Source organism: Crystallibacter permensis (genome assembly GCF_025960875.1).
Taxonomy (GTDB): domain Bacteria; phylum Actinomycetota; class Actinomycetes; order Actinomycetales; family Micrococcaceae; genus Crystallibacter; species Crystallibacter permensis.
On sequence record NZ_JAODLR010000014.1, the window covers coordinates 16,291 to 39,850 of the forward strand.

Annotated in this window: 18 protein-coding genes and 1 tRNA gene; 15 read left to right on the forward strand and 4 right to left on the reverse strand. The window is 64.3% G+C overall.

Translation table 11 applies throughout. The annotated features are described in order from the left end of the window. Nucleotides 1-24 precede the first annotated feature (24 nt). The 6 genes from sbnA to B0G38_RS15445 are packed head-to-tail and all read left to right on the forward strand — an operon-like array spanning nt 25 to nt 10,341. On the forward strand, nt 25-1,098 hold the full coding sequence (gene sbnA, locus B0G38_RS15420; RefSeq protein WP_264670226.1) for a 2,3-diaminopropionate biosynthesis protein SbnA: 1,074 nt from the start codon (nt 25-27) through the stop codon (nt 1,096-1,098). After that, nucleotides 1,095-4,454: a Pls/PosA family non-ribosomal peptide synthetase gene (locus tag B0G38_RS15425; protein ID WP_264670227.1), complete on the forward strand. Its 3,360-nt coding sequence runs from the start codon at nt 1,095-1,097 to the stop codon at nt 4,452-4,454. Before sbnA ends, B0G38_RS15425 begins: the two co-directional genes overlap by 4 nt. Then, the gene (locus B0G38_RS15430) at nt 4,451-7,075 is read left to right on the forward strand and encodes a non-ribosomal peptide synthetase (protein WP_264670228.1); all 2,625 of its coding nucleotides are present in this window, start codon (nt 4,451-4,453) and stop codon (nt 7,073-7,075) included. The genes B0G38_RS15425 and B0G38_RS15430 overlap by 4 nt, the downstream gene beginning before the upstream one ends. After that, the gene (locus B0G38_RS15435) at nt 7,072-8,082 is read left to right on the forward strand and encodes a TauD/TfdA family dioxygenase (protein WP_264670229.1); all 1,011 of its coding nucleotides are present in this window, start codon (nt 7,072-7,074) and stop codon (nt 8,080-8,082) included. The genes B0G38_RS15430 and B0G38_RS15435 overlap by 4 nt, the downstream gene beginning before the upstream one ends. Further along, complete coding sequence (gene sbnB / locus B0G38_RS15440; RefSeq protein ID WP_264670230.1) at nt 8,079-9,146, forward strand: 2,3-diaminopropionate biosynthesis protein SbnB; 1,068 nt, start codon at nt 8,079-8,081, stop codon at nt 9,144-9,146. Before B0G38_RS15435 ends, sbnB begins: the two co-directional genes overlap by 4 nt. Before the next feature lie 52 nt (nt 9,147-9,198). Then, on the forward strand, nt 9,199-10,341 hold the full coding sequence (locus B0G38_RS15445; protein ID WP_264670231.1) for a LuxE/PaaK family acyltransferase: 1,143 nt from the start codon (nt 9,199-9,201) through the stop codon (nt 10,339-10,341). A gap of 573 nt (nt 10,342-10,914) precedes the next feature. Here the strand turns inward: B0G38_RS15445 and B0G38_RS15450 are convergent. Then, nucleotides 10,915-10,998: transfer RNA gene (locus B0G38_RS15450), tRNA-Leu, on the reverse strand. A 195-nt stretch (nt 10,999-11,193) separates the two neighbouring features. Between B0G38_RS15450 and B0G38_RS15455 the strand changes: the two genes are divergently transcribed. Continuing rightward, entirely contained in the window at nt 11,194-12,498 is a 1,305-nt protein-coding gene (locus tag B0G38_RS15455) for a M20/M25/M40 family metallo-hydrolase (RefSeq protein WP_264670232.1), read from the forward strand. A gap of 14 nt (nt 12,499-12,512) precedes the next feature. After that, complete coding sequence (locus B0G38_RS15460) at nt 12,513-13,670, forward strand: acyl-CoA dehydrogenase family protein (protein ID WP_264670233.1); 1,158 nt, start codon at nt 12,513-12,515, stop codon at nt 13,668-13,670. A 50-nt stretch (nt 13,671-13,720) separates the two neighbouring features. Here B0G38_RS15460 and B0G38_RS15465 read toward each other — a convergent pair whose 3' ends face one another. Beyond that, nucleotides 13,721-13,954: a DUF5703 family protein gene (locus B0G38_RS15465; RefSeq protein WP_074702386.1), complete on the reverse strand. Its 234-nt coding sequence runs from the start codon at nt 13,952-13,954 to the stop codon at nt 13,721-13,723. Nucleotides 13,955-14,006: 52 nt separating this feature from the next. Between B0G38_RS15465 and B0G38_RS15470 the strand changes: the two genes are divergently transcribed. Continuing rightward, nucleotides 14,007-14,294 (forward strand): hypothetical protein, encoded by a 288-nt coding sequence (locus B0G38_RS15470; RefSeq protein WP_169998464.1) that lies wholly within the window; start codon nt 14,007-14,009, stop codon nt 14,292-14,294. Between the two features lie 31 nt (nt 14,295-14,325). On the opposite strand, the gene B0G38_RS15475 is transcribed toward B0G38_RS15470, so the two are convergent. Beyond that, nucleotides 14,326-15,258: an aldo/keto reductase gene (locus tag B0G38_RS15475; RefSeq protein WP_264670234.1), complete on the reverse strand. Its 933-nt coding sequence runs from the start codon at nt 15,256-15,258 to the stop codon at nt 14,326-14,328. A gap of 153 nt (nt 15,259-15,411) precedes the next feature. Here B0G38_RS15475 and B0G38_RS15480 point away from each other — a divergent pair, with 153 nt between their 5' ends. Beyond that, nucleotides 15,412-16,236: an undecaprenyl-diphosphate phosphatase gene (locus B0G38_RS15480; protein ID WP_169998467.1), complete on the forward strand. Its 825-nt coding sequence runs from the start codon at nt 15,412-15,414 to the stop codon at nt 16,234-16,236. Nucleotides 16,237-16,298: 62 nt separating this feature from the next. After that, nucleotides 16,299-17,561, forward strand: coding sequence for a cysteine--1-D-myo-inosityl 2-amino-2-deoxy-alpha-D-glucopyranoside ligase (mshC, locus tag B0G38_RS15485; RefSeq protein WP_264670235.1), 1,263 nt, complete (start codon nt 16,299-16,301; stop codon nt 17,559-17,561). Between the two features lie 49 nt (nt 17,562-17,610). Here mshC and B0G38_RS15490 read toward each other — a convergent pair whose 3' ends face one another. Beyond that, nucleotides 17,611-18,492 (reverse strand): PAC2 family protein, encoded by an 882-nt coding sequence (locus B0G38_RS15490; RefSeq protein WP_074702381.1) that lies wholly within the window; start codon nt 18,490-18,492, stop codon nt 17,611-17,613. Nucleotides 18,493-18,616: 124 nt separating this feature from the next. Between B0G38_RS15490 and B0G38_RS15495 the strand changes: the two genes are divergently transcribed. The 4 genes from B0G38_RS15495 to arc all read left to right on the forward strand — a co-directional run bounded on the left by B0G38_RS15495 (nt 18,617) and on the right by arc (nt 23,553). Then, complete coding sequence (locus B0G38_RS15495) at nt 18,617-19,360, forward strand: HAD family hydrolase (protein ID WP_264670236.1); 744 nt, start codon at nt 18,617-18,619, stop codon at nt 19,358-19,360. A gap of 2 nt (nt 19,361-19,362) precedes the next feature. Beyond that, nucleotides 19,363-20,541, forward strand: a complete 1,179-nt coding sequence (locus B0G38_RS15500) for a site-2 protease family protein (RefSeq protein WP_264670295.1) — start codon at nt 19,363-19,365, stop codon at nt 20,539-20,541. Nucleotides 20,542-20,602: 61 nt separating this feature from the next. Then, nucleotides 20,603-21,667 carry a tRNA (adenine-N1)-methyltransferase gene (locus B0G38_RS15505; protein ID WP_264670237.1) on the forward strand — a complete coding sequence of 355 codons (1,065 nt, stop codon included), beginning with the start codon at nt 20,603-20,605 and terminating at the stop codon, nt 21,665-21,667. 137 nt (nt 21,668-21,804) lie between these two features. Continuing rightward, a complete protein-coding gene (gene arc, locus B0G38_RS15510) occupies nt 21,805-23,553 on the forward strand; it encodes a proteasome ATPase (RefSeq protein WP_264670238.1) in 1,749 nt (582 codons plus the stop codon). Nucleotides 23,554-23,560: the final 7 nt, after the last annotated feature.

The window sequence follows — 23,560 nt, forward strand, 5'->3', positions numbered from 1 at the left end:
CACGGCAGGAGAACGAGGGAGACCATGTCGATTATTAAGGATCCGCACCTGTTCAACGAGCAGAGCCTATTCGTCGACCTGGAAGGGGTGCTTGGCCGCCGCCTCTACCTGAAGATCGAGGGGTTCAACTTCGCCGGCTCGATCAAACTCAAGCCCGCGCGCGAAATGGTCGAGCGCGCCGAGCGGGAGGGGCAGATCGGGCCCGGCTCCACGCTTGTGGAGTCTTCGTCGGGCAACCTCGGCGTCGCGCTCAGCATGATCGCGGCCAGCAAGGGATACCGCTTTGTGTGCGTGGTCGATCCGCGCTGCAATCCGACGACCCGGCAGCTGATGGAGTCGCTCGGGGCACAGGTTGATCTGGTCACCGAACCGGATCCCGTCGACGGGTTCCTTGGGGCCCGGCTCGACCACGTCCGGGAACTGTGCGCGTCCGATGAGCGATATGTCTGGCTCAACCAGTACGTCAACCCCGGGAACTGGGGCGCGCACTACCGCTGGACCGCCCCCGAAATCGCCGCCGAATTCCCCGACCTCGACGTGCTGTTCGTCGGAGCCGGCACCACGGGCACCCTAATGGGTTGCGCGCGGTACTTCCGTGAGCACCGCCCCGACGTCCGGATCGTTGCGGTGGATGCAGTCGGATCAGTTTCCTTCGGCTGCCCGCCGGCGCCCCGACTGATCCCCGGCCTCGGCATGAGCGTGCGGCCGCCCCAACTCGACGAATCCTTGCTCGATGACGTGGTGTTCGTCGAAGAACTGGACACGGTGCGCGCCTGCCACCGCCTGGCCGCCGGCGGGTTGCTGCTCGGCGGGTCAACCGGGACCGTGGTCCACGGCGCCATGACATGGCTCGCCGACCACCAAGCCCAGGACGTCACCGCGGTGACCATCTCGCCCGACCTGGGCCGCCCATACCTGGACACCCTCTACCAGCCCGACTGGGTGCTCGACCACTTCGGGGCCGAAGCGCTCGCCAACGCGGGTCAGACGGCAGACCCCGGTCTACAGTCTGACCCGGTGTCGGGGACACAATTTCCCGCAGCCGCCGCGTTGAAAGATTCCGTGGCCACTGCCTCACTAAGGAGCTTCTCGCAGTGAACAAGTCCGTGGACACGCTGTCAACGTCGCCAGGTCCCACGATTCCGATAATTCCGACGAATCCCCCGACTCCCGCGGCTCAAGCCGGGAACGGCTCTCCAGCAACTCCGGCCACGGGTGCGGTCGCTGCCCTGGAGCGCCGCCTGGCGGATCTACTCGCATCAGTGGTGAAGAAGGACGACGTCCCTGTGGACGCCAACTTCTTCCTTGAATTAGGCGCGGATTCGCTGGTCATGGCGCAGTTCTGCGCCCGCGTGCGTAAGCAGCCGGACCTGCCTGCCGTATCGATCAAGGACATCTATCAGCACCCAACGATCTCGGCGCTGGCCGCGGCCTTGGCACCGGCGGAAGCGGCATCGGCGACGGCGCAGGTGCAGGACCGGTTGGCGGAGGTGCTGGCCGGCGTACTGGCCGTCGAGCACGTGCCGGTGGGCGCCAACTTCTTCCACGACCTCGGCGCTGACTCGCTGGTCATGGCGCAGTTCTGCGCCCGCGTGCGTAAGCAGCCGGACCTGCCTGCCGTATCGATCAAGGACATCTATCAGCACCCAACGATCTCGGCGCTGGCCGCAGCCCTGGTGCCTGCGGAAGAGGCAACGGCGCAGGCGCAGGTGCAGGACCGGTTGGCGGAGGTGCTGGCCGGCGCGCTGGGCATTGACCATGTCCCGGCGGACAGCGACTTTTTCCAAGACCTCGGCGCGGACTCGCTGGTGATGGCCAAGTTCTGCGCCCGCGTGCGCAAGCAGCCGGACCTGCCAGCGGTCTCCATCAAGGACATCTACCAGCACTCAACGATCGCGGCCCTGGCCGCGGCCCTGGCACCGGCGGAACCGGCGACGCTGCCCGTGCAGGACCGGCTGGCCGAGGTACTTGGCGGCGTGCTGGGCATTGGCCATGTCCCGGTGGACAGCGACTTTTTCCAGGACCTGGGCGCCGACTCGCTGGTGATGGCCAAATTCTGCGCGCGGGTGCGCAAGCAGCCGGACCTGCCCAAGGTGTCCATGAAGGACATCTACGGCAACCCGAATATCTCCGCCCTCGCCGTGGCCCTGCAAGGCCCCTCGCAGCAAGAGCCGCGGAAGGAGCCTGCACCGGCCCTGGCATCCGTGCCGGAGAAGCCGCGACCCATGGACGCGCAGACCTGGGAGTATGTCACCTGCGGCGCCCTTCAGGTGCTCGTCTACGTCGGCTACTGCGTCCTCGCCGGCTGGCTCGCGGTCGTGGGGTACCAGTGGATCTTCCCGGAGGCGGGGCCGGGCAACCACAACTGGCTAGGCCACGGGATGAGCTTCGGGGAAATCTACCTGCGGTCGATCGCTTTCTCCGCGGCGACTTTCGTGCTGCTGTGCATCCTGCCGGTGGCCGCGAAGTGGATTATCATCGGGCGCTTCCGGCCCCGGGAGATCCGCATCTGGAGCCTCGCCTACTTTCGGTTTTGGCTAGTCAAGACCCTGATGCGAACCTCGCCACTCTCACTGATGACCGGTTCGCCGCTGACGACCTTCTACCTGAGGGCCATGGGCGCGAAGGTGGGCCGCAACGTGATGATCATGACCAATCGTCTGCCGGTCTGCACCGACCTGCTTTTCATCGGGGAAGGGACGGTGATCCGCAAGGACGCGGTCCTCAACGGCTACCGCGCCCATGGTGGCGTCATCCAGTTGGGTGCGCTGACGCTGGGCCGGGACGTAATCGTCGGCGAGGGCAGTGTCCTGGACATCGACACGGGAATGCGAGACGGCTCGCAGTTGGCCCACCGCTCCACTTTGTACACGGGTCAAGTCGTGCCCGCAGGCGAACGTTGGCACGGTTCGCCGGGCAGGCGCACCGATGTGGACTACGGCGGGGTCGAGGCTACGCCCTACCGGCCGTGGCGGCGGGGATGGTTCGCCATATCCCAGCTCGTTTCCACCCTTGGGCTCGGCCGCACCATGGTGAGCCTGGCGATCGCGCTGGTCGTCCTGGCGCAACCGCGCGTAGCGGCGCTGCTGGAGGTGCAGCCGTTCGCGTTCACTGACTGGGTCTTCTACGCCGACGCAATTACCTATGCCGGTCTGGCCATCTTGGGCGGAACAGTCATGGCGTTGGTCGTTATCACGACCGTGCCGCGGGTACTCCAACTCGCTGTGAAGCCCGACAGGGTGTACCCGCTGTTCGGGCTTCGGGACGCGGCGGCGCGGGCGGTGGCGAGACTGACCAACAGCCCTATGCTTGGAGGGTTGTTTGGCGACAGCTCGTACGTCGTCAACTACGTGCGGGCGATTGGGTACAAGCAGCCGCAGGTCCAGCAGACCGGCTCGAACTTGGGAACGATGTTCAAGCACGATAACCCATTCCTTTCGACGATCGGCAGCGGGACGATGATTGCCGACGGGGTGTCTTTCATGAACACCGACTACTCGGCGACATCGTTCAAGGTCAGTGAGGCGTCAATCGGGGCGCACAATTTCCTTGGCAACGCCGTTCTCTATCCGGCCGGAGCCAAGACCGGAGACAACTGCCTGCTCGCAACCAAGGTGATGGTCCCCATCGACGGACCGGTGCGCCATGACGTGGGCCTGCTCGGATCGCCTGCGTTCGAGATTCCCCGCTCGGTCCTGCGGGATGCCCTGCCCGAGGAGCATGCCAGCCGGAGCCACTTCCGCCGGGACCTCATGGCCAAGAACAAGCACAACCGTCACACTATGGCCCTCCTGATGCTTACGCGGTGGTTCAACATGTCGCTTGCCCTAGTGATAATGTTCGCCGCCCTCGAGCTGTCCGACCAATTTGGTTTCCTTGTGCTCAGCGGGGCATTCGTCGTGATGCTCTTGGTTGGCTTACTGGTCCCCATCGGCATCGAGCGCCTCGCCACGGGACTGAGGCCGCTTCAGCCTCAGCTCTGCTCCATCTACAACCCCTACTTCTGGTGGCACGAGCGGTACTGGAAGATGTCGCTGCAGAGCCGCTACGCAGCCCTACTCAACGGAACGCCGTTCAAGCCGCTGGTTTGGCGTCTGCTCGGGGTGCGGATCGGGGCCCGTGTCTTCGACGACGGCTGCGGAATCATCGAGAAGACCCTGGTGACGATCGGTTCCCGCTGCACGCTGAACGTCGGCACCACGGTTCAATCCCACTCGCAAGAGGACGGAATGTTCAAGTCCGACCACAACCTCATTGGCGACGACGTCACGCTCGGCGTCGGGGCTTTTGTCCACTACGGCGTGACCGTCGAAGACGGTGCCGTCGTCGCTGCCGACTCCTTCGTAATGAAGGGGACGATCCTCACCTCAGGATCCCTGTGGGGTGGCAACCCGGCCGAAGAGGCCCAAGCCGCCGCCACGTCCCCCGCCGCACTGGAAAGGCCCGGATCATGACCACCACCTCTGCGCTGACCTGCCGCACCGTTGCCGACCACTCGCCCGATCCGGCACCCAGCCGGCCTGCCCTTCCGGCAGTCGCCCCAACGGCGATTCCCAGGTGGACTCTGGAGCCCCAGTCCGGACAGGAGCATGTCGAAGTGGCGGTTCCCAAGGACCTGCGCACCTCCGTGAAGTTGACGGCCCGTGCCTTGCACACGACGCCCGGCTCGCTCTGGCTGGCGGCCCACGCGCGGGTACTGCAGGCCTTGTCCGGCGAGACGGAGATCGCCACCGGATGCGTGGACTCGGCGGGGACCTGGCGATGCAACCTCGATCTGGGCCACCTGTCCTGGCGGGGCTTGGTCTCCGCGGCACAGCACCGGCAGGTTGGGGCCGGCGCCGTGCCTGTCGACACCGAGCAGGCCCGCCGCGGGGAGGACCGTCACGAGGCCGCATCTCCGGGGTACGAGGTGGTGTTTGGCGCGCTTGACGGCGACGATGCAGAGCTGCCCGAGGGCATCGCCCTCGGAGTTACCCTCCGGACCATCGCCGGGGGCGAAGTGCTCCGGCTGCGGTACCGGCGGGACGTCCTCGACGACGGTGCCGCCCTCAGGATCGCCGGCTACCACCTGGCCGCGCTCCGCCACCTGGTCGCCGACCCCGAAGCGGAGCCAGCCGATGCCGATCTGGTCGATCCGGACGAGCGCCGCTTCCAGCTCGAGCAGCTGGCCGGACCCGAGCGGCCCCGGCCCCGACGACGCTTCCATCAGCTGTTCGAGGAGCGCGTCCGGCTTCACCCCGAACGCATCGCCGCAACCCAAGACACGCGGGAGTGGACGTACGCAGAGTTGAATGCCCGCGCCAACCGGCTGGCCCGCGCCCTGCTGGCGCATGGCCTGCAGGCGGAGGACATCGTGGCGGTCGTCGCCAAACGGGACCTGGAGTGGATGGCCGCGGTCATCGGCATCCTCAAGGCCGGAGGCGCGTACTTACCGATCGAACCGCACTTCCCCGCCGACCGGATCGCCAGAACACTTACCCGGGCCGGGAGCCGGATGGCGCTGACCGAGGAAGGCAGCACCGCCTCGCTGGACGAAGCACTCGAGGGGATGCCCTCGGTCACCAGGCTCCTCTTCGAGGACATCGAGGCCGAGGGGCACGCCGCCGAGGATCTCGGCGTGGAGGTGCGTCCGGACCAACTCGCCTACGTCTACTTCACCTCGGGCTCCACGGGCGAGCCGAAGGGCGCGATGTGCGAGCACGACGGGATGGTGAACCACCTGTACGCCAAGATCGAGGACCTGGGAGTCCGCCCCGGCGACGTCGTCGCCCAGAGCGCTCCGCAGTGCTTCGACATCTCGCTGTGGCAACTGGTCTCGGCCCTGCTCGTTGGCGGCCGCACACTCATCGTCGGGCAGGACCGCATTCTCGACGTCGAGCGGTTCGTCGACACGGTGGAACGGGGCACGGTGGCGGTCTTCCAGGTCGTGCCGTCGTATCTGGACGCGGTGGTCGCATACCTGGCCGGCAAACCCCGCAGCCTGCCACACCTCCGCTGCGTCTCGGCGACCGGGGAGGCCCTGAAACGCGAGTTGGTCCGCCGCTGGTTCGACGTAATGCCGAACGTCAAGCTGGTCAATGCCTACGGACTGACGGAGACCTCGGACGACACGAACCACGAGGTGATGAGCGCAGCGCCCGCTGGCGGCTCCGTGCCGCTGGGCTCGCCGATCCCAAACGTCCGGATCCACATCCTCGACGAGCGGCAGCGACTCGTGCCGCTCGGAGCGCCGGGCGAGATCGCTTTTTCCGGGGTGTGCGTGGGCCGCGGCTACATCAATGACCCGGAGCGCACTGCACAGGCCTACTCCACCGACCCCTACGTGGACGGCGCGCGGCTTTACCGAGCTGGCGACTATGGACGCTGGTCACCGGACGGCAAGCTGGAGTACCTTGGCCGGCGAGACAACCAAGTCAAGATCTCCGGGTTCCGCATCGAGATCGGCGACATCGAGAACGCGCTGTTGCGGGTTCCCGGTGTCCGCGACGGCGCCGTCGTCGTCGGCGAGGGCGGCGGGCAGTCCAAGTTCCTGGTGGCGTTCTACTCTGGCGACCGCCCTCTTGAGGTCGACGAGATCCACAGCGACATGGCTTCGCGGGTGCCGGGCTACATGGTTCCGTCGACGTACAGGTGGCAGGAGAGCCTGCCCCTGACCGGCAACGGGAAGATCGACCGGAAGGCCTTGACCCGCATGGCGCGGGAGGTAGTCCCCGAGGCCGGCACCCTCACGGAGACGCTCACGGCCACTGAGCGGCGGCTGGCCGAGGCATGGGCGAGCATCCTCGGCATACCGGTGGGTCGGATCGGGGGGCAGGAATCGTTCTTTGCCCTGGGCGGCACGTCCCTGTCCGCGGTGAAGCTCGCCGTCCTGCTCAAGCGCGCGGTGTCGATTAAGGACATCATGCAGACGCCCGTCCTGGCGGACCTGGCGATCCTGCTCGAGGCCTCGTCTCTGGAGGACGCTGCCGAACCGCCCGCGCCCACGCCAGCGCCAACCGCGGCAGAGCCTGCCTCCATGTCTCGGAGACCGATAAGTCACTCCAACCCGCTACCCGTGAAACGAAAGGACCTATGATGTCGTATCCCTCACCCAGGATCCAGTTCGATGTGGAACGCCAAGCCGGCCGGGCACCGATGCTCGCCGTCGAGGACGCCCACAACCCCGTGCAGTGGGCCGAAGAGAACCGCGAGGCGCTGCGCGCAGCGGTGGACGAGAACGGCGCCGTCTTGGTCCGCGGGCTGGGCCTCAGTGATCCCGCCCAGGTGGCCGAGGTCTACCAGCGGCTGGTCCCGGGCGGCCTTATGCCGGACCGGGAGGCCTTCGCCACCCGGCAGCCCTACTTGGACGGCGTGTACTCGTCGCTCACCTGGCCCGCGAACCAGCCTATGTGCATGCACCACGAGGTCAGCTACGCGCTTGAGTTCCCCGGCCTGATGCTCTTCGCCTGCCTGCAGGCACCCGGCGTCGGTGGCGTGACCGGCATCGCGGACGCCCGCTCGGTGCTCGACGCCATACCGGCGGACATCGTCCAGCGGTTTGAAAGCGAAGGGTGGCTCCTCGCCCGCAGCTACAACGAGGACATCGGAGCCACCTACGAAGAGGCGTTCGGGGTCGCCGACCGCGCTGCCGTCGAGGACTACTGCCGGGCCCACGCGATCGAATTCGAGTGGCAGCCCGACGGGGAGCTCCGCACCCGGCAACGCCGCCCTGCCGTGGTCCGGCACCCGGTAACCGGCGAGCGCTGCTGGTTCAACCAGGTCGCGTTCTTGAGCGAATGGACCATCGCGCCCGAGATCAGGGAGTATCTGGTGGACGTCTACGGTTCCGACGGGCTGCCGTTCAACACCCGCTTCGGCAACGGCGAGCCGATCGGCGAGGACATCATCGCCCTCTTGAACGAGGTCTACGAGGCCCACACGCTGCGAACGCCGTGGGAGACCGGGGACCTCATGCTCGTCGACAACGTCCGCATGGCCCACAGCCGCGAGGCGTACGAGGGTCCACGGGAGATCCTCGTTGGCATGGCCGAGCCACGCAATGCATTCGATCTCGATACCCACACCCAGGACGGTGCACGATGACAGAATTCGCCACATCCCCAGGGACAGCCGCAGCGGAGCCGAAGACGGTTCCCCCCTTCGCGGTCATCTCCGGAGCGCAGGTGCAGGAGGTGCTCCAGGGTCAGGAGAAGCAGGTCGTTGAGCTTGTCGAGCAGACCTACCGGACGCACGCGGCCGGAGACTCGGTGAACCCCCCGTCCTACTTCCTGCGCTTCCCGGACCGGCCCTCCTCGCGCATCATCGCCCTGCCCGCCTCCGTCGGCGGACAGGTGGAGGTCGACGGCATCAAGTGGGTCTCCAGCTTCCCGGAAAACGTCGCGTCCGGGATACCGCGCGCCTCGGCGGTGTTGATCCTCAACGACCGGGCAACGGGCTACCCCTTCGCGTGCATGGAGAGCTCCATTATCAGCGCCTCCAGGACGGCTGCATCGGCCGCAGCGGCTGCGGACTGGCTCAGCCGAGGCCGGGGGCGTCCCAGACGCATAGGATTCTTCGGCGTGGGGCTCATCGCCCGCTACATCCACACCTTCCTGCATGCGACCGACTGGTCCTTCGACGAGATTGGGGTGTTCGACCTCTCGGGCGAGAGCGCGGAGGGGTTCAAAGGCTATCTTGAACGTAGCGGTACCCGAGCCCGGGTGACCCTGCACGATGGACCCGAGCAGCTGATCCGGAGCAGCGACCTCGTCGTGTTCGCCACGGTGGCTAGCGAGCCGCATGTGCACGACACGACATGGTTCGCGCACAACCCGCTGGTGCTGCACGTGTCCCTGCGCGACCTGGCCCCGGAGATCTTGATGGCGTCGACCAACATCCTCGACGACGTCGACCACTGCTTGAAAGCCGGGACGTCGGCCCACCTCGTGGAGCAGATGCTCGGCCACCGGGACTTCGTGGACGGTACCTTGGCCGACGTCATGGAAGGCAAGGTCTCGCCTGCGGACGATCGCCCCGTAGTGTTCTCGCCGTTCGGCCTGGGCGTGCTCGACCTGGCGGTGGGCAAGTACGTCTACGACGAACTTGCCAGCAGCGGCCAGCTCCGGGTGGTCGAGGACTTCTTTTCCGAGCTGCGTAGGTACGGCTGACCCGGCGGCCCAAACTAATTCATAAATTCGCACCCACCGAGGAGTGACACAAATGCTCTCGTTACCGCAGATGCTGGGGAATGTGTCCAAAGCACACGTCCAGTCCCCTGAGGACTGGACACAGTCGGTCACCGACGTCCTACGCGACGCCGCGATCTACCACCAGGCCCGTAACGGCTTCTACCGTGCCCAGTGTGGCGCGCTGGGAGTCGATCCCGCCGCGATCAACGACATCAACGACTTGCAAGACCTGCCCTTATTGCCGGTCGGCATGTTTAAGCGTCCCGACGCCCATGTGCTACTCACCTGCTCCCTGGCCGATGTTGAGACCGAGACCAGCTCCAGCGGAACCCGCGGTGTCCCATCCGTCGCCCGCCGCAACAGCGAGACAGTGACGCGGTCGCTGGTGGGTCTGATCGGGACCTACCGGGAGTTCTTCAGCCTGTCCGGGGGCGCGGGCCTTTTCTTGAACCCGTCGGACTCGGAAGCCTCGGAGATGGGTCTGCTCAAGGACTTCAACATCCTGAACAGCGTCTTCGACCACCACGTATACCTCGTTGCCGACCAGGCCTTCGACGTCAGGGAGGCACTGGAGCACCTGCGCCGGTGGAAGGGCCACATGACCCGGCACATCGTCTGTCCGCCGTTCCTCATCGATCGGCTCCTCCGGTTCCTCGAGCAGGAGAAGATCAATATGCGCTTGGACCCGTACAGCATGATTATCACGCTTGGCGGTTGGAAGCGGCACACTGCCGAGGCTGTCCCTGCCGAGGGCTTTCGGGAGCGGTGCCACGACCTGCTCGGCGTGCGCCCGGGGAACGTGCGCGACATGTATGGGATGGTCGAGTCGAATATGCTCGCTGTCGAATGCCACCTGCATCGCAAGCACGTCCCGCCGTGGTGCTACATCTCCATCCGGGACCCTGGCCAGATCGGCAAAGAACTCGCTCCGGGGGGCACCGGCACCATCGCCGTACTGGATTCCCTCAACACCAGCTACCCCGGTTTCCTCCTCACCGACGATGTGGGCGACGTCGAGACCGGCACCTGCGGGTGCGGGAGGACCGGCCAAGTCATCAACTTCCGACATCGGGGGCAGGGCGGCGGGCTTGGCCACTGCCCCGTCAGCATCGAGCGCTACCTCAGCTCGGGCACAACCGCCTACGATGAGGCGGCGGCTCTCCTGAAGGCCTGAGTTAGCGGCGCCTCCCAACACGAACGCGTCGTGGCCGAATCCCCGATGAGCCCGAACGACAGCGCCTAGACCCCCTCGGCGCGGCAGACTGGCTCCACTGACAACATGACGGGGCTGATCTTGGAAACACGATGCACCTCCACAGACAGCACTGCCCCGGGGGTTGGGGGCGCTGCCCGGGGCAATGCCTTCATCCCTCCCGAAGAAGGGGGAACGGCTCTGCCTTGTCATCTGTGAGGCGCGGCCGTCAAGAGGAGAATATGGGTCCTGACTTGGAAAAATACGAGAGGATCAGTCCCGCCTACACAGGGAGGTCAATATTTTGTTCCATGATGGGGAGAAGCTGTCGGTCATGCTTCTCACTTTGTCCAGAACGTCGTAGTTTCGGCGCCGCCCCACCACGGGGGACGGCAGGACGGCGCCGGAATCCAACACTATTTGCCGGGGGAGGGGCGGCACTGCAGGGCGCGCGTCTTGAGCGAATCTTGCGTTAAAGGTTTCGCAAACCGGTCCCGCTCGGGGACGGGCAACAAAAAACCCCGGAAACGGTTGAGTTTCCGGGGTTTTTCCCTGTGCGCGGAGGGGGACTTGAACCCCCACCCTCAATAAGAGGACTAGCACCTCAAGCTAGCGCGTCTGCCATTCCGCCACCCGCGCAGGTGGTATTTTCGTTCAGTTTCGGCGAACCGATTCCTTCGAAAGCAGCGAAAAAAACTCTAACACGTTTTGGCCGAAGTGTTGAATCGGGGACTTTCATACCCCCGTTCCGGTGGGATTCCATGACATGGGGCTGCCACCACTGAAGCAGATCGATAGGCTGGAGCCAATCATCCCGTCAGCAAGGAGCCTGAAATGCCTGCCCTCCTCCCGCAAGATGAAGTCGTCCGTATTTGCCAGGAACTGATCCGGATCGACACCTCGAATTTTGGTGACAATGCGGGTCCGGGGGAGCGGGCAGCCGCAGAGTACACGGCCGGCTTGCTGGAGGAAGTGGGTCTGTCCACGGAGATCTTCGAGTCATCTCCGGGACGCGCTTCAGTTGTCACCCGCATGGCGGGAGAAAATCCTTCCGCAGACGCACTGGTGGTCCATGGACATCTGGATGTTGTGCCGGCACAGAAAGAAGACTGGCAGGTCGACCCGTTCAGCGGCGAGGAAAAGGACGGCTTGATCTGGGGCCGTGGCGCGGTGGACATGAAGGACATGGACGCCATGATCCTGTCCGTGGCACGCGACATGGCCCGGACCGGAACCAAGCCGAAGCGCGACATCGTATTCGCGTTCTTCGCCGATGAAGAGGCCGGCGGAAAATACGGGGCCCGTTGGGCGGTCGATAACCGACCCGAACTTTTCGACGGCGCCACGGAAGCGATTTCGGAAGTCGGTGGCTTCTCTGCCAACATCGGCGGGAAACGTGCCTACCTTCTGCAGACTGCTGAGAAAGGTATCGCATGGCTGCGCTTGGCCGTCAGCGGCCGGGCTGGCCACGGCTCGCAGATCAACACGGACAACGCGGTGACCACGTTGGCAAGCGCCGTGGGCCGGATCGGTGCCCACCAGTGGCCCATCGAGCTGACGGACACGAGCCGCCGTTTCCTGGACGGCGTAACGGAACTCACCGGCGTCGAATTCGATCCGGACAATCCGGACATTCTGCTCAAGGAATTGGGCACAGTGGCACGTTTCGTCGGCGCCACGCTTCAAAACACTTCCAATCCGACCGTGTTGAAGGCCGGGTACAAGGAAAACGTCATACCTGGTCTGGCCGAAGCTCGGATCGACGCGCGGACTCTGCCTGGCCAGGACGAACTGGTGCTGGCCAAGATCCAGGAGCTGGCGGGGGAGGACGTGGACATCTCCTACATCCACCAGGACTCCGCGCTCGAAGTACCGTTCGCCGGAAACCTCGTGGACGCAATGGTGGATTCGCTCAGGCACGAGGATCCGGACGCAGTGGTTCTGCCATACACGCTTTCCGGCGGGACGGACAACAAGTCGCTGGCTAGGCTCGGGATCACCGGATACGGGTTCGCACCCCTGCAACTGCCCGATGATCTGGACTTCACAGGTATGTTCCATGGCGTGGACGAACGGGTTCCGGTGGACTCCCTAAAGTTCGGCACGCGCGTGCTGCATCGGCTGCTGACCACTTATTAGCGGGGGACGGATCGATGACCAAGACAGTTGAAGACCTGCTGCCGGAGGCGATGCTCGCCACGTTCCGCTCCCGGGCGGCCGGTTATGACGAGGCCAACTCCTTCTGCCACGAGGACTTCGCTGATCTTCAGGCCGCGGACTATTTGAAGATGCTTGTGCCGGAGGCCGATGGCGGGCTCGGCTACGGACTGCGGCAGGCCTCCCTGGCTCAGCTCCGGCTGGCCAGTGCCGCGCCGGCCACGGCGTTGGCTGTCAACATGCACTTGGTCTGGACCGGCGTCGCCCAGGTGATGCAGGCCCGCGGGGACCGGAGCCTGGACTTCGTGCTCGAAGAAGCAAGCCGGGGTGAGATTTTCGGGTTCGGCGTATCCGAAGCCGGAAACGACCACGTGCTGTTTGACTCCACCACGGTCGCCACGCCACAGGGCGACGGCGGGTACTCCTTCACGGGAACCAAGGTTTTCACCAGCCTCTCGCCCGTATGGACGAAACTGGGTACTTTCGGGCGCGACGACGACGGCGGCGAGCCACAACTGGTTTGGGCCTTCATCGACAGGGAAACTCCCGGCTTCCGCATCAAGGACGACTGGAACACGCTGGGCATGCGGGCCAGCCAATCGAATACGACGGTGCTGGAAGGGGTGTGCGCCCGGCCCGAACGGGTCTTCCGGAAGCTCCCAGTGGGGCCGAATCCGGACCTGCTGATCTTTGGCATCTTCAGCTGCTTCGAGATCCTGCTGGCCTCGGTCTATGCCGGCATCGGGACACGGGCGGTGGAGCTGGCCGTAGAGAACGTAGGCCGGCGGACGTCCCTGAAGACCGGCAGGAGCTATGCGCAGGATCCGGACATCCGCTGGCGTGTTGCCGATGCTGCAATCGAAATGGACGGGCTCTATCCGCAGCTGGAAAGTATCGCCCGGGACGTCGACACTCTCGTCGACCACGGGACGATGTGGTTCCCCAAGCTTGCGTCCGTCAAGGTCAGGGCGACGGAAACGGCGAAGCGCGCAGTCGAGCACGCCGTAAGGGTCTCCGGCGGCAGCGGGTACTTCCGCGGCAGCGAGCTGGAGCGTCTGTACCGGGATGTGCTGGCCGGGCTCTACCATCCCTCAGACGACGAATCAGCGCACGGCACGGTGGCTATCGCCTGGCTTGGCCCCGCCGAGGACTAAGCCCCGTCACCAGCCTTCCCACAGGCAGGGAGGGACCTCAGAGGAGCAGGTCAGACGGTGGCCTCGACGCGCAGGACTTTCCGGCGCATCCAGTACTTCCGGCTGCCGCCCATGTAGAAGCGGGTACGGATCAAGTCCCATTTGCCGTATTCGGCATGCTCAGCCAGCGCCCGGCGGGCCTCCTTGACAGATTCGCCCTTATTGACCGTCAGGACAAGATATTCATACTGGCGGAGGTGATCGCGTTCACGCTGGATAGAGCCGGTGCTAATTTGTTCTCTCATTGGCCCTCCAATCTCTTCACTTATTCTTCCCACAACAGCTAACGTCTACTACATGGCAATTGATCCGCGTGTCGCACTCCAGTCGTTTACTGCTGCCCTTGAGGAACATCTTGCCGCATCCGCCAGCCGGCGCGGTGAAGATGATCCTGCGGTGGAGGCCGCGTTCTCCTCCATAATGGAAACCTTCGAAGCCTATGAAGACGCACTTTACGACGCGTACGGTGAAGTTACGCCGCTGGTCATTTACGACGAGTCCGAAGACGAGGACGACGACGGCGATGACGACTATGAAGAGGTCGCTGACCCCTTCGACGACGATCTGGAAATTGAGGAGAAGTAGACCCTCCCGCCGCTACCTTACTGTGTAGGCACTACGGTACCGAGATATCGTCGAGCGCAGAAGCGATCTCGGGCGGAATGCTCTTCGGGGCAGCCTTTAGGATCTGTTCGAGCTGGCCGGGTGTCCGTGGACCGATTACGGCAGTGTCGATACCGGGCTGTTCCAGTGTCCAGCCCAGGGCCAGCTCAAGCGGCTGCACATCCAGGCCCCGGGCCGCGGTTGCCAGCGCCTCCGCGATCCTGGCGGGCCTCCCGGAAAGATACGGCTCCACAAAGCCCGCCCTGTTTTCGGAGGCCCCCCGCGAGTCCGCCGGTGTGCCGTTCCGGTATTTGCCGGTCAGCACACCGCGGCCAAGGGGGGACCAGGCCATGACTCCGGTGCCCAAAGCCCGTGCCGCCGGGATGACTTCCCGTTCTGCCGTTCGCTGGAGCAACGAGTATTCGGACTGCACGGCCACCAGGGGGACGGCACTGAGCGACACGGCCCGGGCCAGTTGCCAGCCCGAGTAATTGGAAACGCCCACATAGCGTGCACGGCCGGAAGAGACGGCGAACTCCAAGGCAGAAAGCGTTTCTTCCAGGGGCGCGTTGTCGTCCCAGACATGCGCTAGCCATACGTCGAGATAGTCCGTGCCCAGACGCGCCAGGCTGGCGTCGAGAGAACGCAGCATTGCGCCCCGGGAGGTATCCACTTCCCTTGCGCCGTCGCGGCGGACCATCCCCGCCTTGGACACCACAGTGACTTCCTGCCGGGGGACCAGTTCACCCAGAAATGTACCGATGATCGCTTCGCTGCGGCCTTCGGCATAAGCAGCCGCCGTGTCGAGGAGGGTCCCTCCTGCATCCAGATAGGAGCGCAGCATCGTTGCCGCGCTCTCTTCGTCCGTCTCCTGGCCCCACGTCATGGTGCCTAACGACAGGCGCGGTACTTTCAGCCCAGTATGACCTAACCGATTCTGCTCCATGGGCAAAAGCCTACGGCCTGCCGCGCCGCAGGCGGGAACTGACCCGCGGATGAGTCGCGTATGTGGTACGCAGGTCATACTGCAGGAGGATCTTTGTCACGGCGACGGCGTCCGGTTCTGCCGCAGCGGTGGTCGTGCTTTAAGGTCTAAGTTGTGACTTGGCTAGAAGCGGCCTTTCTGGGACTCATCCAGGGCCTGACCGAATTCCTCCCGATTTCCTCCAGCGCGCACCTGCGCGTTGCGGGTGAACTCCTGCCCGGCGCCTCCGACCCCGGCGCCGCGTTTACCGCCATCACGCAGCTGGGCACGGAAACCGCCGTCCTGGTTTATTTCTGGAAAGACATCGTCCAGATCGTGAAGTCCTGGTTCGGCTCCCTGACGGGGAAGGTGCCGCGCAACGACCCGGATGCCCGGATGGGCTGGCTGATCATTATCGGTTCCGTCCCCATCGGTGTGCTCGGACTGCTTTTCGAGGACCAGATCGAAGGGTCCTTCCGAAGCCTGTGGATCGTGGCGACCATGCTGATCGTCTTCGGGTTGTTCCTGGCCATCGCCGACACAATCGGCAAGCAGGTCCGGACTCTGGATAAGCTCAGTTATAAGCACGGCATCCTGTACGGTCTCGCCCAGGCGCTGGCGCTCATCCCAGGCGTCTCGCGATCTGGCGGAACCATCACGGCCGGCCTCCTCATGGGCTACACACGTGAGGCGGCCGCCAGATATGCGTTCCTGCTGGCGATTCCGGCGGTATTTGCCAGCGGGCTCTACCAGTTGGCCACCAGCTGGAACGAGCCCGGACCGTATGGTGGGGGTGAAACCGCTCTGGCGACGCTGGTGGCCTTCGTGGTCGGTTTCGTCATCATCGGATGGTTCCTCAAGTACGTCTCGACCCGCAGCTACAAGCTCTTCGTCTGGTACCGGATAGCGCTCGGGTTGCTGCTGTACATCCTGCTTGGTATCGGCGTTATCAACGCCTAGCAACGCCATAAGTACGACGGCGGTCCCCGCCGGACCGTGATTCTCACCGGAAGGAACAGCCATTGTTTGGTTGGAATGCGCGCCCAGTGCCTCAGATCGCCGGAGGCCGCAACACGCTGGCCCTCTTTGATACGGCCGCGGGGGAGATGGTCCAACTGGATCCCGCTCCCACCGGTTCAATGTATGTCTGCGGTATCACCCCCTACGACGCCACCCACATGGGCCATGCCGCCACCTACGTCAGTTTCGACCTGCTGAACCGCTACTGGCGCGATGCCGGCCGGGAAGTCCAGTACGTGCAGAACGTCACTGATATTGACGATCCGCTGCTCGAACGGGCGAAGGCCATGGGCGTGGACTGGGAAGCGCTGGCCAAGGACCAGACCGACCTCTTCCGCGAAGACATGGAGGCGCTCAATGTGCTGCCGCCGGACCACTACATCGGCGCGGTGGAGTCCATTGAATGGATCATTCCGGCGATCGAGCGACTGATCTCCGAGGGGCTGGCATACCGGGTGGCCGGCACCGGCGACGAACCGGACGGCGACGTCTACTTCGATTCCGTCGCGGCAGCCAGTGAAGGCTGGCACAACGGCATGACCTCGCGGCTGACCGAGGAGGAAATGCTGCCACTCTTTGCCGAGCGCGGCGGCGATCCTGAACGGCCCGGCAAGCGGCATCCCTTGGACGCACTGCTATGGCGCGTGGCCCGTGAGGGCGAGCCGAAGTGGCCGGGAAGCTCGCTGGGCGAAGGCAGGCCCGGATGGCACATCGAGTGTTCCATCATCGCCCGGAAATTCCTGCCGGAAACCTTCGACATCCAAGGCGGCGGCTCCGACCTGAGCTTCCCGCACCACGAAATGAGCGCCGGGCATGCATATGCCTTGACCGGAACGGAACTGGCACGCCACTTCGTCCATGCCGGCATGGTGGGCCTGGACGGCGAAAAAATGAGCAAGTCCAAGGGCAACCTGGTGCTCGTGTCGAAACTTCGCTCGGAGGGTGTGGACCCGTCCGCCATCCGTACCGTGCTGCTGGGCCAGCATTACCGCAGCGACTGGTTCTGGACCGATGACCTGCTGCAGGCTGGAATTGAGCGGCTTGCGCGCTGGCGTGCCGCCGCAGGCAACTCGGATGAGGAATCCGCCGCGGCCCTGGCTGACAGGATACGGGCGACCTTGGCAGAGGACCTGGATGCACCTGCCGCGCTGGCCGCGGTGGACGCCTGGGCCGCGGCCTCGCCCGGCGGCAGCAGCCAAGGCGAAGCCCCCTCCGGGACCGCCGTCGCCAAGGTGCTCGACGCGTTGCTCGGCATCGTCCTTTAGCCTTCACGGCTAAAGCCGGCCGGGCGAAGCCTTTTTGGCTGCCGCCCGGCTACTCCTTCCGGCGCTTTTTCAGGTAGCGCTCAAATTCACGGGCAATGGATTCTCCGGTCGCCTCCGGCAGGTCCGCAGTGTCCTTGGCCTCTTCAAGCTGCCGGACGTAAGCGGCGACTTCCGGATCCTCCGTGGCCAGTTCGTTGACGCCGCGCTCCCATGCCTCGGCTTCCTCGGTCAGCACGGCGGTATCCAGCGGAACCTGCAGAATATCTTCAAGGCCTTGAAGGATCGCCAGCTCGGCCTTGGGGGAAGGGGACTGCCCTACGTAATGGGGCACCGCTGCCCATAGGGACAGGGTGGGGATTCCCGCCAGTGAGGCCACTTCGGCGAGCACCCCGACAATCCCGGTCGGACCCTCGTACTGGCTGGCTTCCGTATTCAGGGATTCCCGGACGGTGTCGTCTTCGCTGGTAACGGTCACCGGGATGGGCCGGCTGTGCGGAACATCGGCCAGCAACGCCCCGACCAGCACCAGGCAATCGACGTCGAGTTCAGTGGCGTGGGCGAGCAACTCGGCGGTATATGCCCGCCAGCGATATGACGGTTCGACACCGTGCACGAACACAATGTCTATGTCCGTATCCGGAACGCTGCAGCGTGTCAACTTGGTGGTCGGCCATTTAATCCGGCGGTCACCTGAGGCGGTGCGCCGGATCAACGGGCGGGTGAACTGGAAATCGTAATACAGGTCGGGGTCGATACTGGCCACTTTGACACCGTCCCACAACCGGCTGAGGTACTTCACTGCATCGGTTGCCGCCTCGCCGGCATCATTCCAGCCTTCAAACGCGGCGAGCATGATAGTCAGCCGCCGCTCGTCTCCGCCCTCCGGCTTCGGGAACAAGCGCCGCAAACCCCGAGCCTCATTACTGTCCATAGTGCTCACGTCTTCACCCTAAACCCAGCCCGTGGAGTTGTCAGTGAGCCGTACCGTGATTCGCGTAGAGCATAGCCAGGGCATCGAGGCATGCCCGGCGCCGGCGGGACCGTAGACTTGGAGCATGTCTGCTTCTCCCGACCGCCTTGGTGCGCTGTCTGAAAATCGAACGCGCGTACAGGCTGTTCTCTGGGATATGGACGGAACCCTCGTGGACACCGAACCGTACTGGATCGAAGCCGAAACCGAACTGGTCCTCAAATTCGGCGGGGTCTGGACTGACGAGCTAGGCCGCGGACTGGTCGGCAATGCGCTTCCGGTTTCCGCTGCCGTCCTGCAGGAGGCAGGCGTCGACCTGAGCGTCAGGGAGATCATCGACCAGCTGCTTGACGCCGTCGTCGCCAAGGTGCGCCGCGAGATTCCATGGCGGCCGGGGGCCAGGGAACTGCTGAAGCAGCTGAACGATGCAGGGGTGCCCACCGCACTCGTGACTATGTCCGAGACCATCCTCGCCGAAGAGGTCGTCCAGTCGCTGCCTCCGGGCAGCTTCCGCTTCATGATCACCGGTGACATGGTGGAGCATGGCAAGCCCAATCCGGAACCGTACCAACGTGCCTTCGACAAGCTGGCAGTAACTGACCCGGGACTCGATAAGTCACGTGTCGTAGCGCTTGAAGACTCAGTGCCGGGTGCCACCTCGGCACAGGCCGCAGGACTGGTGACCGTGGCTATCCCTCACGTCGTCGAGGTCCCCGATGATCCGGGCCGGTACCGGTGGGAAAGCTTGGCAGGCAAGTCCTTGGCAGACCTGGACGTGCTGCTAGGGCAGGATGTCGTCAACGTCCAGGGTGCCGGGAGAGGCGCGTGAGCATGTCGCCGGACACTGGGAACAGCCCGGACACCAGCAACTCCCCGCCTGAATCCAAACCGCCGGTCCGCCGCGAGGGGATTCCGCTGGGCAGCATCGGCGGCGTTCCCATCGTGCTGGCCTATTCCTGGTTCATCATTGCCGTCTTCATCGTTTTCGCCTTCGGGCCCCAGGTCAGCAGGGCCATCCCGGGACTCGGCAACGCATCCTATGTGGTGGCCTTCGGCTACGCCGTGCTGCTGCTGCTCTCTGTCCTCGTCCATGAACTCGCCCACGCACTCAGCGCGCGCGTCTTCGGCTGGCCGACCGCGAAGATCGTGCTCAACCTCTGGGGCGGCCATACCCAGTTCGAAAACTTCAAGGCCACTCCGGGCAAATCCCTGATAGTTGCCTTGTCCGGCCCCGCAGCCAATTTCGCGTTGGCCGGTTTTGGCGCACTGCTCATGCCCGTCATGGAGGCCAGTGCCGTGGCCTTGGTCCTGACGGACATCTTTATCTGGGCCAACCTGCTCGTTGCGGTCTTCAACATCCTCCCTGGCTTACCGCTGGACGGTGGCAGATTGGTGGAGTCGGCTGTCTGGAGCATCACGGGCAGTCAGGAAAAGGGCACGTTGGCCGCAGGCTGGGCAGGACGCATCATCGTCATCCTCATCGTGGTGGGGGTCATCGGCGTGCCGCTGGCCATGGGACGCCAACCCGACCTCCAGGTCGTGGTGATCATGGTTCTGGTGGGCGGATTCCTGTGGATGGGTGCGAGTGCTTCCATTACCAACGCCAAGTTGCGGCTGCGGCTGCCGCACGTCAGTGCAGGCGCTCTGAAACAGCCCGCCATCAGCATGCCTGCCAGCTCGAATGTGGAGCAGGTGCAAGCCGTTGCACGGAGGGCACCGCAGGCATTCGTGATCCTGACAGCCGCTACCGGCCAGCCCGAAGCGATCGTCGACGGCCAGGCGCTAGAACAGGTTCCGGAAACTGCAGCTGCCCGCACACCGGCGGCCGCCGTAAGCCGTGCCCTGGCCCCCGGCGCCTACATACCTGAATGGGCTGCCGGACAGGAACTTGTGCAGTACCTCGCCGGGCTTGCCGGAACCGAGTATGCGGTCACTGACGCAGACGGGCGGGTTACGGGGTTGCTCAGCCAATCAACTGTTGTACGGGCCATCACCGGCAAAGGCCAGTAGCCAGCACTGCACGCAGTTCCCAGCCGATAATCAGTATCCACCGATCGGAAGTAGCACCAGCATGAGTTCACCGACCACACCGCATGGAGCAGACCAGCGCCGCGGCCCGTTCCGTTCCGGAGAGCGCGTCCAGCTCACGGACGAAAAGGGCCGGATGAACACCATTACGCTGACCCCCGGCGGTGCGTTCCACACCCATAAGGGCTTCCTGACGCACGATGTCCTGATCGGCCAGCCGGAAGGCTGCGTGGTCAGCAATGACACCGGCCACAAGTACCAGGCCCTGCGGCCCCTGCTCTCGGATTTCGTCCTGTCCATGCCGCGTGGCGCCGCCGTCGTATATCCCAAAGACGCCGGTCAGATTGTGACGATGGCCGACATTTTTCCGGGCGCCCGGGTGGTTGAAGCCGGTGTGGGCTCCGGCGCATTGAGCATCTCGCTGTTGCGCGCCGTGGGCGACCATGGCTACCTGCATTCGTTTGAACGGCGCGAGGAATTCGCCGATATCGCACGGGGAAATGTCGAAACCATTTTCGGTGGGCCGCACCCAGCCTGGCAGATCTCGCTGGGCGACTTCCAGGACGAAGTGGTCAAGCAGGAGGCCCCGGGCAGTGTGGATCGTGTGGTGCTGGACATGCTCGCCCCATGGGAATGTCTGGACGCCGTTGCGACCGTGCTGGCTCCGGGCGGAGTGTGGATCAGCTATGTCGCCACTGTTACGCAGCTGTCGCGGACCGCGGAAGCGATCCGAGCCGACGGCCGCTTCACTGAACCCGACGGCTGGGAGTCGATGGTGCGCGGCTGGCATTTGGAAGGGCTGGCAGTTCGCCCGGATCACCGGATGGTCGCCCACACCGGCTTCCTGCTCACTGCCCGCCGGCTGGCCGACGGCGTCACCGGGCTGACTCCCAAGCGCCGCGCCTCCAAGTCGGAATTCTCGGCTGCGGATCTGAAAACCTGGGCGCCTGACGATGAGAAGTGGGATACGGAGGCGCTGGGGGAGCGGGCGGTGTCCGACAAAAGGCTCAGACGTGCTGCCAAAGACGCCGCTTCCACTGTGCAGCGCGGCGCCTTCAAAAACGCCGATCAGCCCGACGGCGCCGGCGGACAGGTTACAGACCAGTAACAACTAGGTGTTCATACTGCTATCAGCGGAATTCCCCGAGAGGCTCCGGCGTTTCCTTCTCAAGTAAGTGTTGCACTCGGGGCATCGACGGCTAGGGTCTTACCAAGGGACCCGATTCCAGAGAGCAGGTTGCGGTGATGAACGAAGACCAGAACCAGACCAATCAATCGGCACCGGCTGGAGAGACAACCGAGCTGACTGTTGCACAGCGCCAGATCAATGTTCTAAGGGACAAGATCCGGAACCTGGACAAGCAGCTGGCGTCGGCCACGCAGAACAATGCACGGCTCGTCTCCATGCTGGAGTCTGCCAAAGCCGAAATCGTCCGCCTCAAGGACGCTCTGGAGCGCGACGGCGAGACCCCCTTCAGCTTTGCCACCATCACCCAGGTCAACAGGCGGCAGCACCCGCGCACGGGTGCGACCACCACGGCGACCACGCAGGAAAGCGTGGACATTATCCAGTCCGGCCGCAAGCTCCGTGTCGCCGTCAGCCCGCTGATCAACCTCGCGCAACTGAGTCCGGGCCAGGAAGTGCTCCTGAACGAATCCCTCACCGTCATCGCGGCCCTTGGGTTTGAGCGCGCCGGCGAACTGGTCACCATCAAGGAACTGCTCGGTGCGGACCGTGCCCTGGTTGTCGGGCGGGCCGACGAGGAGCGGGTGGTCAAACTTTCCGGCACCCTGCTCAAGGTGAAGATCCGTGTCGGGGACGCTGTCTCCATCGATGCGCGCAGCGGTTACGCGCTCGAAAAGATCCCCCGCAGCGAGGTGGAGAACCTCATTCTGGAAGAAGTTCCGGACATTTCGTACCAGGACATCGGCGGCCTCGGCCCCCAGATCGACGAAATCCGCGACGCCGTTGAACTCCCCTTCCTCCACCCGGATCTCTACCGCGAGCATGGCCTCAAGGCACCCAAAGGCATCCTGCTTTACGGGCCTCCCGGCTGCGGCAAGACACTGATCGCCAAGGCCGTGGCCAACTCGCTCGCAGCACGGGCCATCGAGCGCAGCGGCACGGAGGAAACGCGCAGCTACTTCCTGAACATCAAGGGACCCGAACTGCTGGACAAGTACGTCGGTGAGACGGAGCGGCACATCCGGCTGATCTTCGCCCGGGCGCGGGAGAAGGCTTCCGACGGCAGCCCGGTGGTGGTTTTCTTCGATGAAATGGACTCGCTTTTCCGTACCCGCGGCACCGGGGTATCGTCCGACGTCGAAACGACGATTGTTCCCCAGCTGCTCAGCGAGATCGACGGAGTCGAGAAGCTCGAAAACGTCATTGTCATCGGCGCCTCGAACCGCGAGGACATGATTGACCCGGCCATCCTGCGACCCGGCCGGCTGGATGTGAAGATCAAGATCCAGCGCCCGGACGCGGAAGCGGCGGCAGACATCTTCGCCAAGTACATCACCACGGATCTTCCCATTCATGTGGAGGATCTTGCCGAGCATGGCAATGACCGGCAGGCGACGGTGGACGCGATGATCCAGCTCACTGTCGAAGCGATGTACGCCACGGAGAAGTCAACGGAGTATCTGGAAGTTACCTACGCCAGCGGTGACACCGAGATGCTTTATTTCAAGGACTTCAACTCCGGCGCCGTGATCCAGAACGTGGTGGACAGGGCCAAGAAGAACGCGATCAAGGACCTCCTGACCAGCCAGCAGAAGGGCCTGCGGATCGAGCATCTGCTCCGTGGCGTGGTGGATGAGTTCCGCGAGCATGAGGACATGCCCAACACCACCAACCCGGATGACTGGGCCAGGATCTCCGGCAAGAAGGGCGAGCGGATCACCTACATCCGCACCATCATCCAGGGCAAGGCCGGTCAGGAAGCCGGAAAGTCGATCGAGACGACAGCGAATACGGGGCAGTATCTGTGAGCGTGAA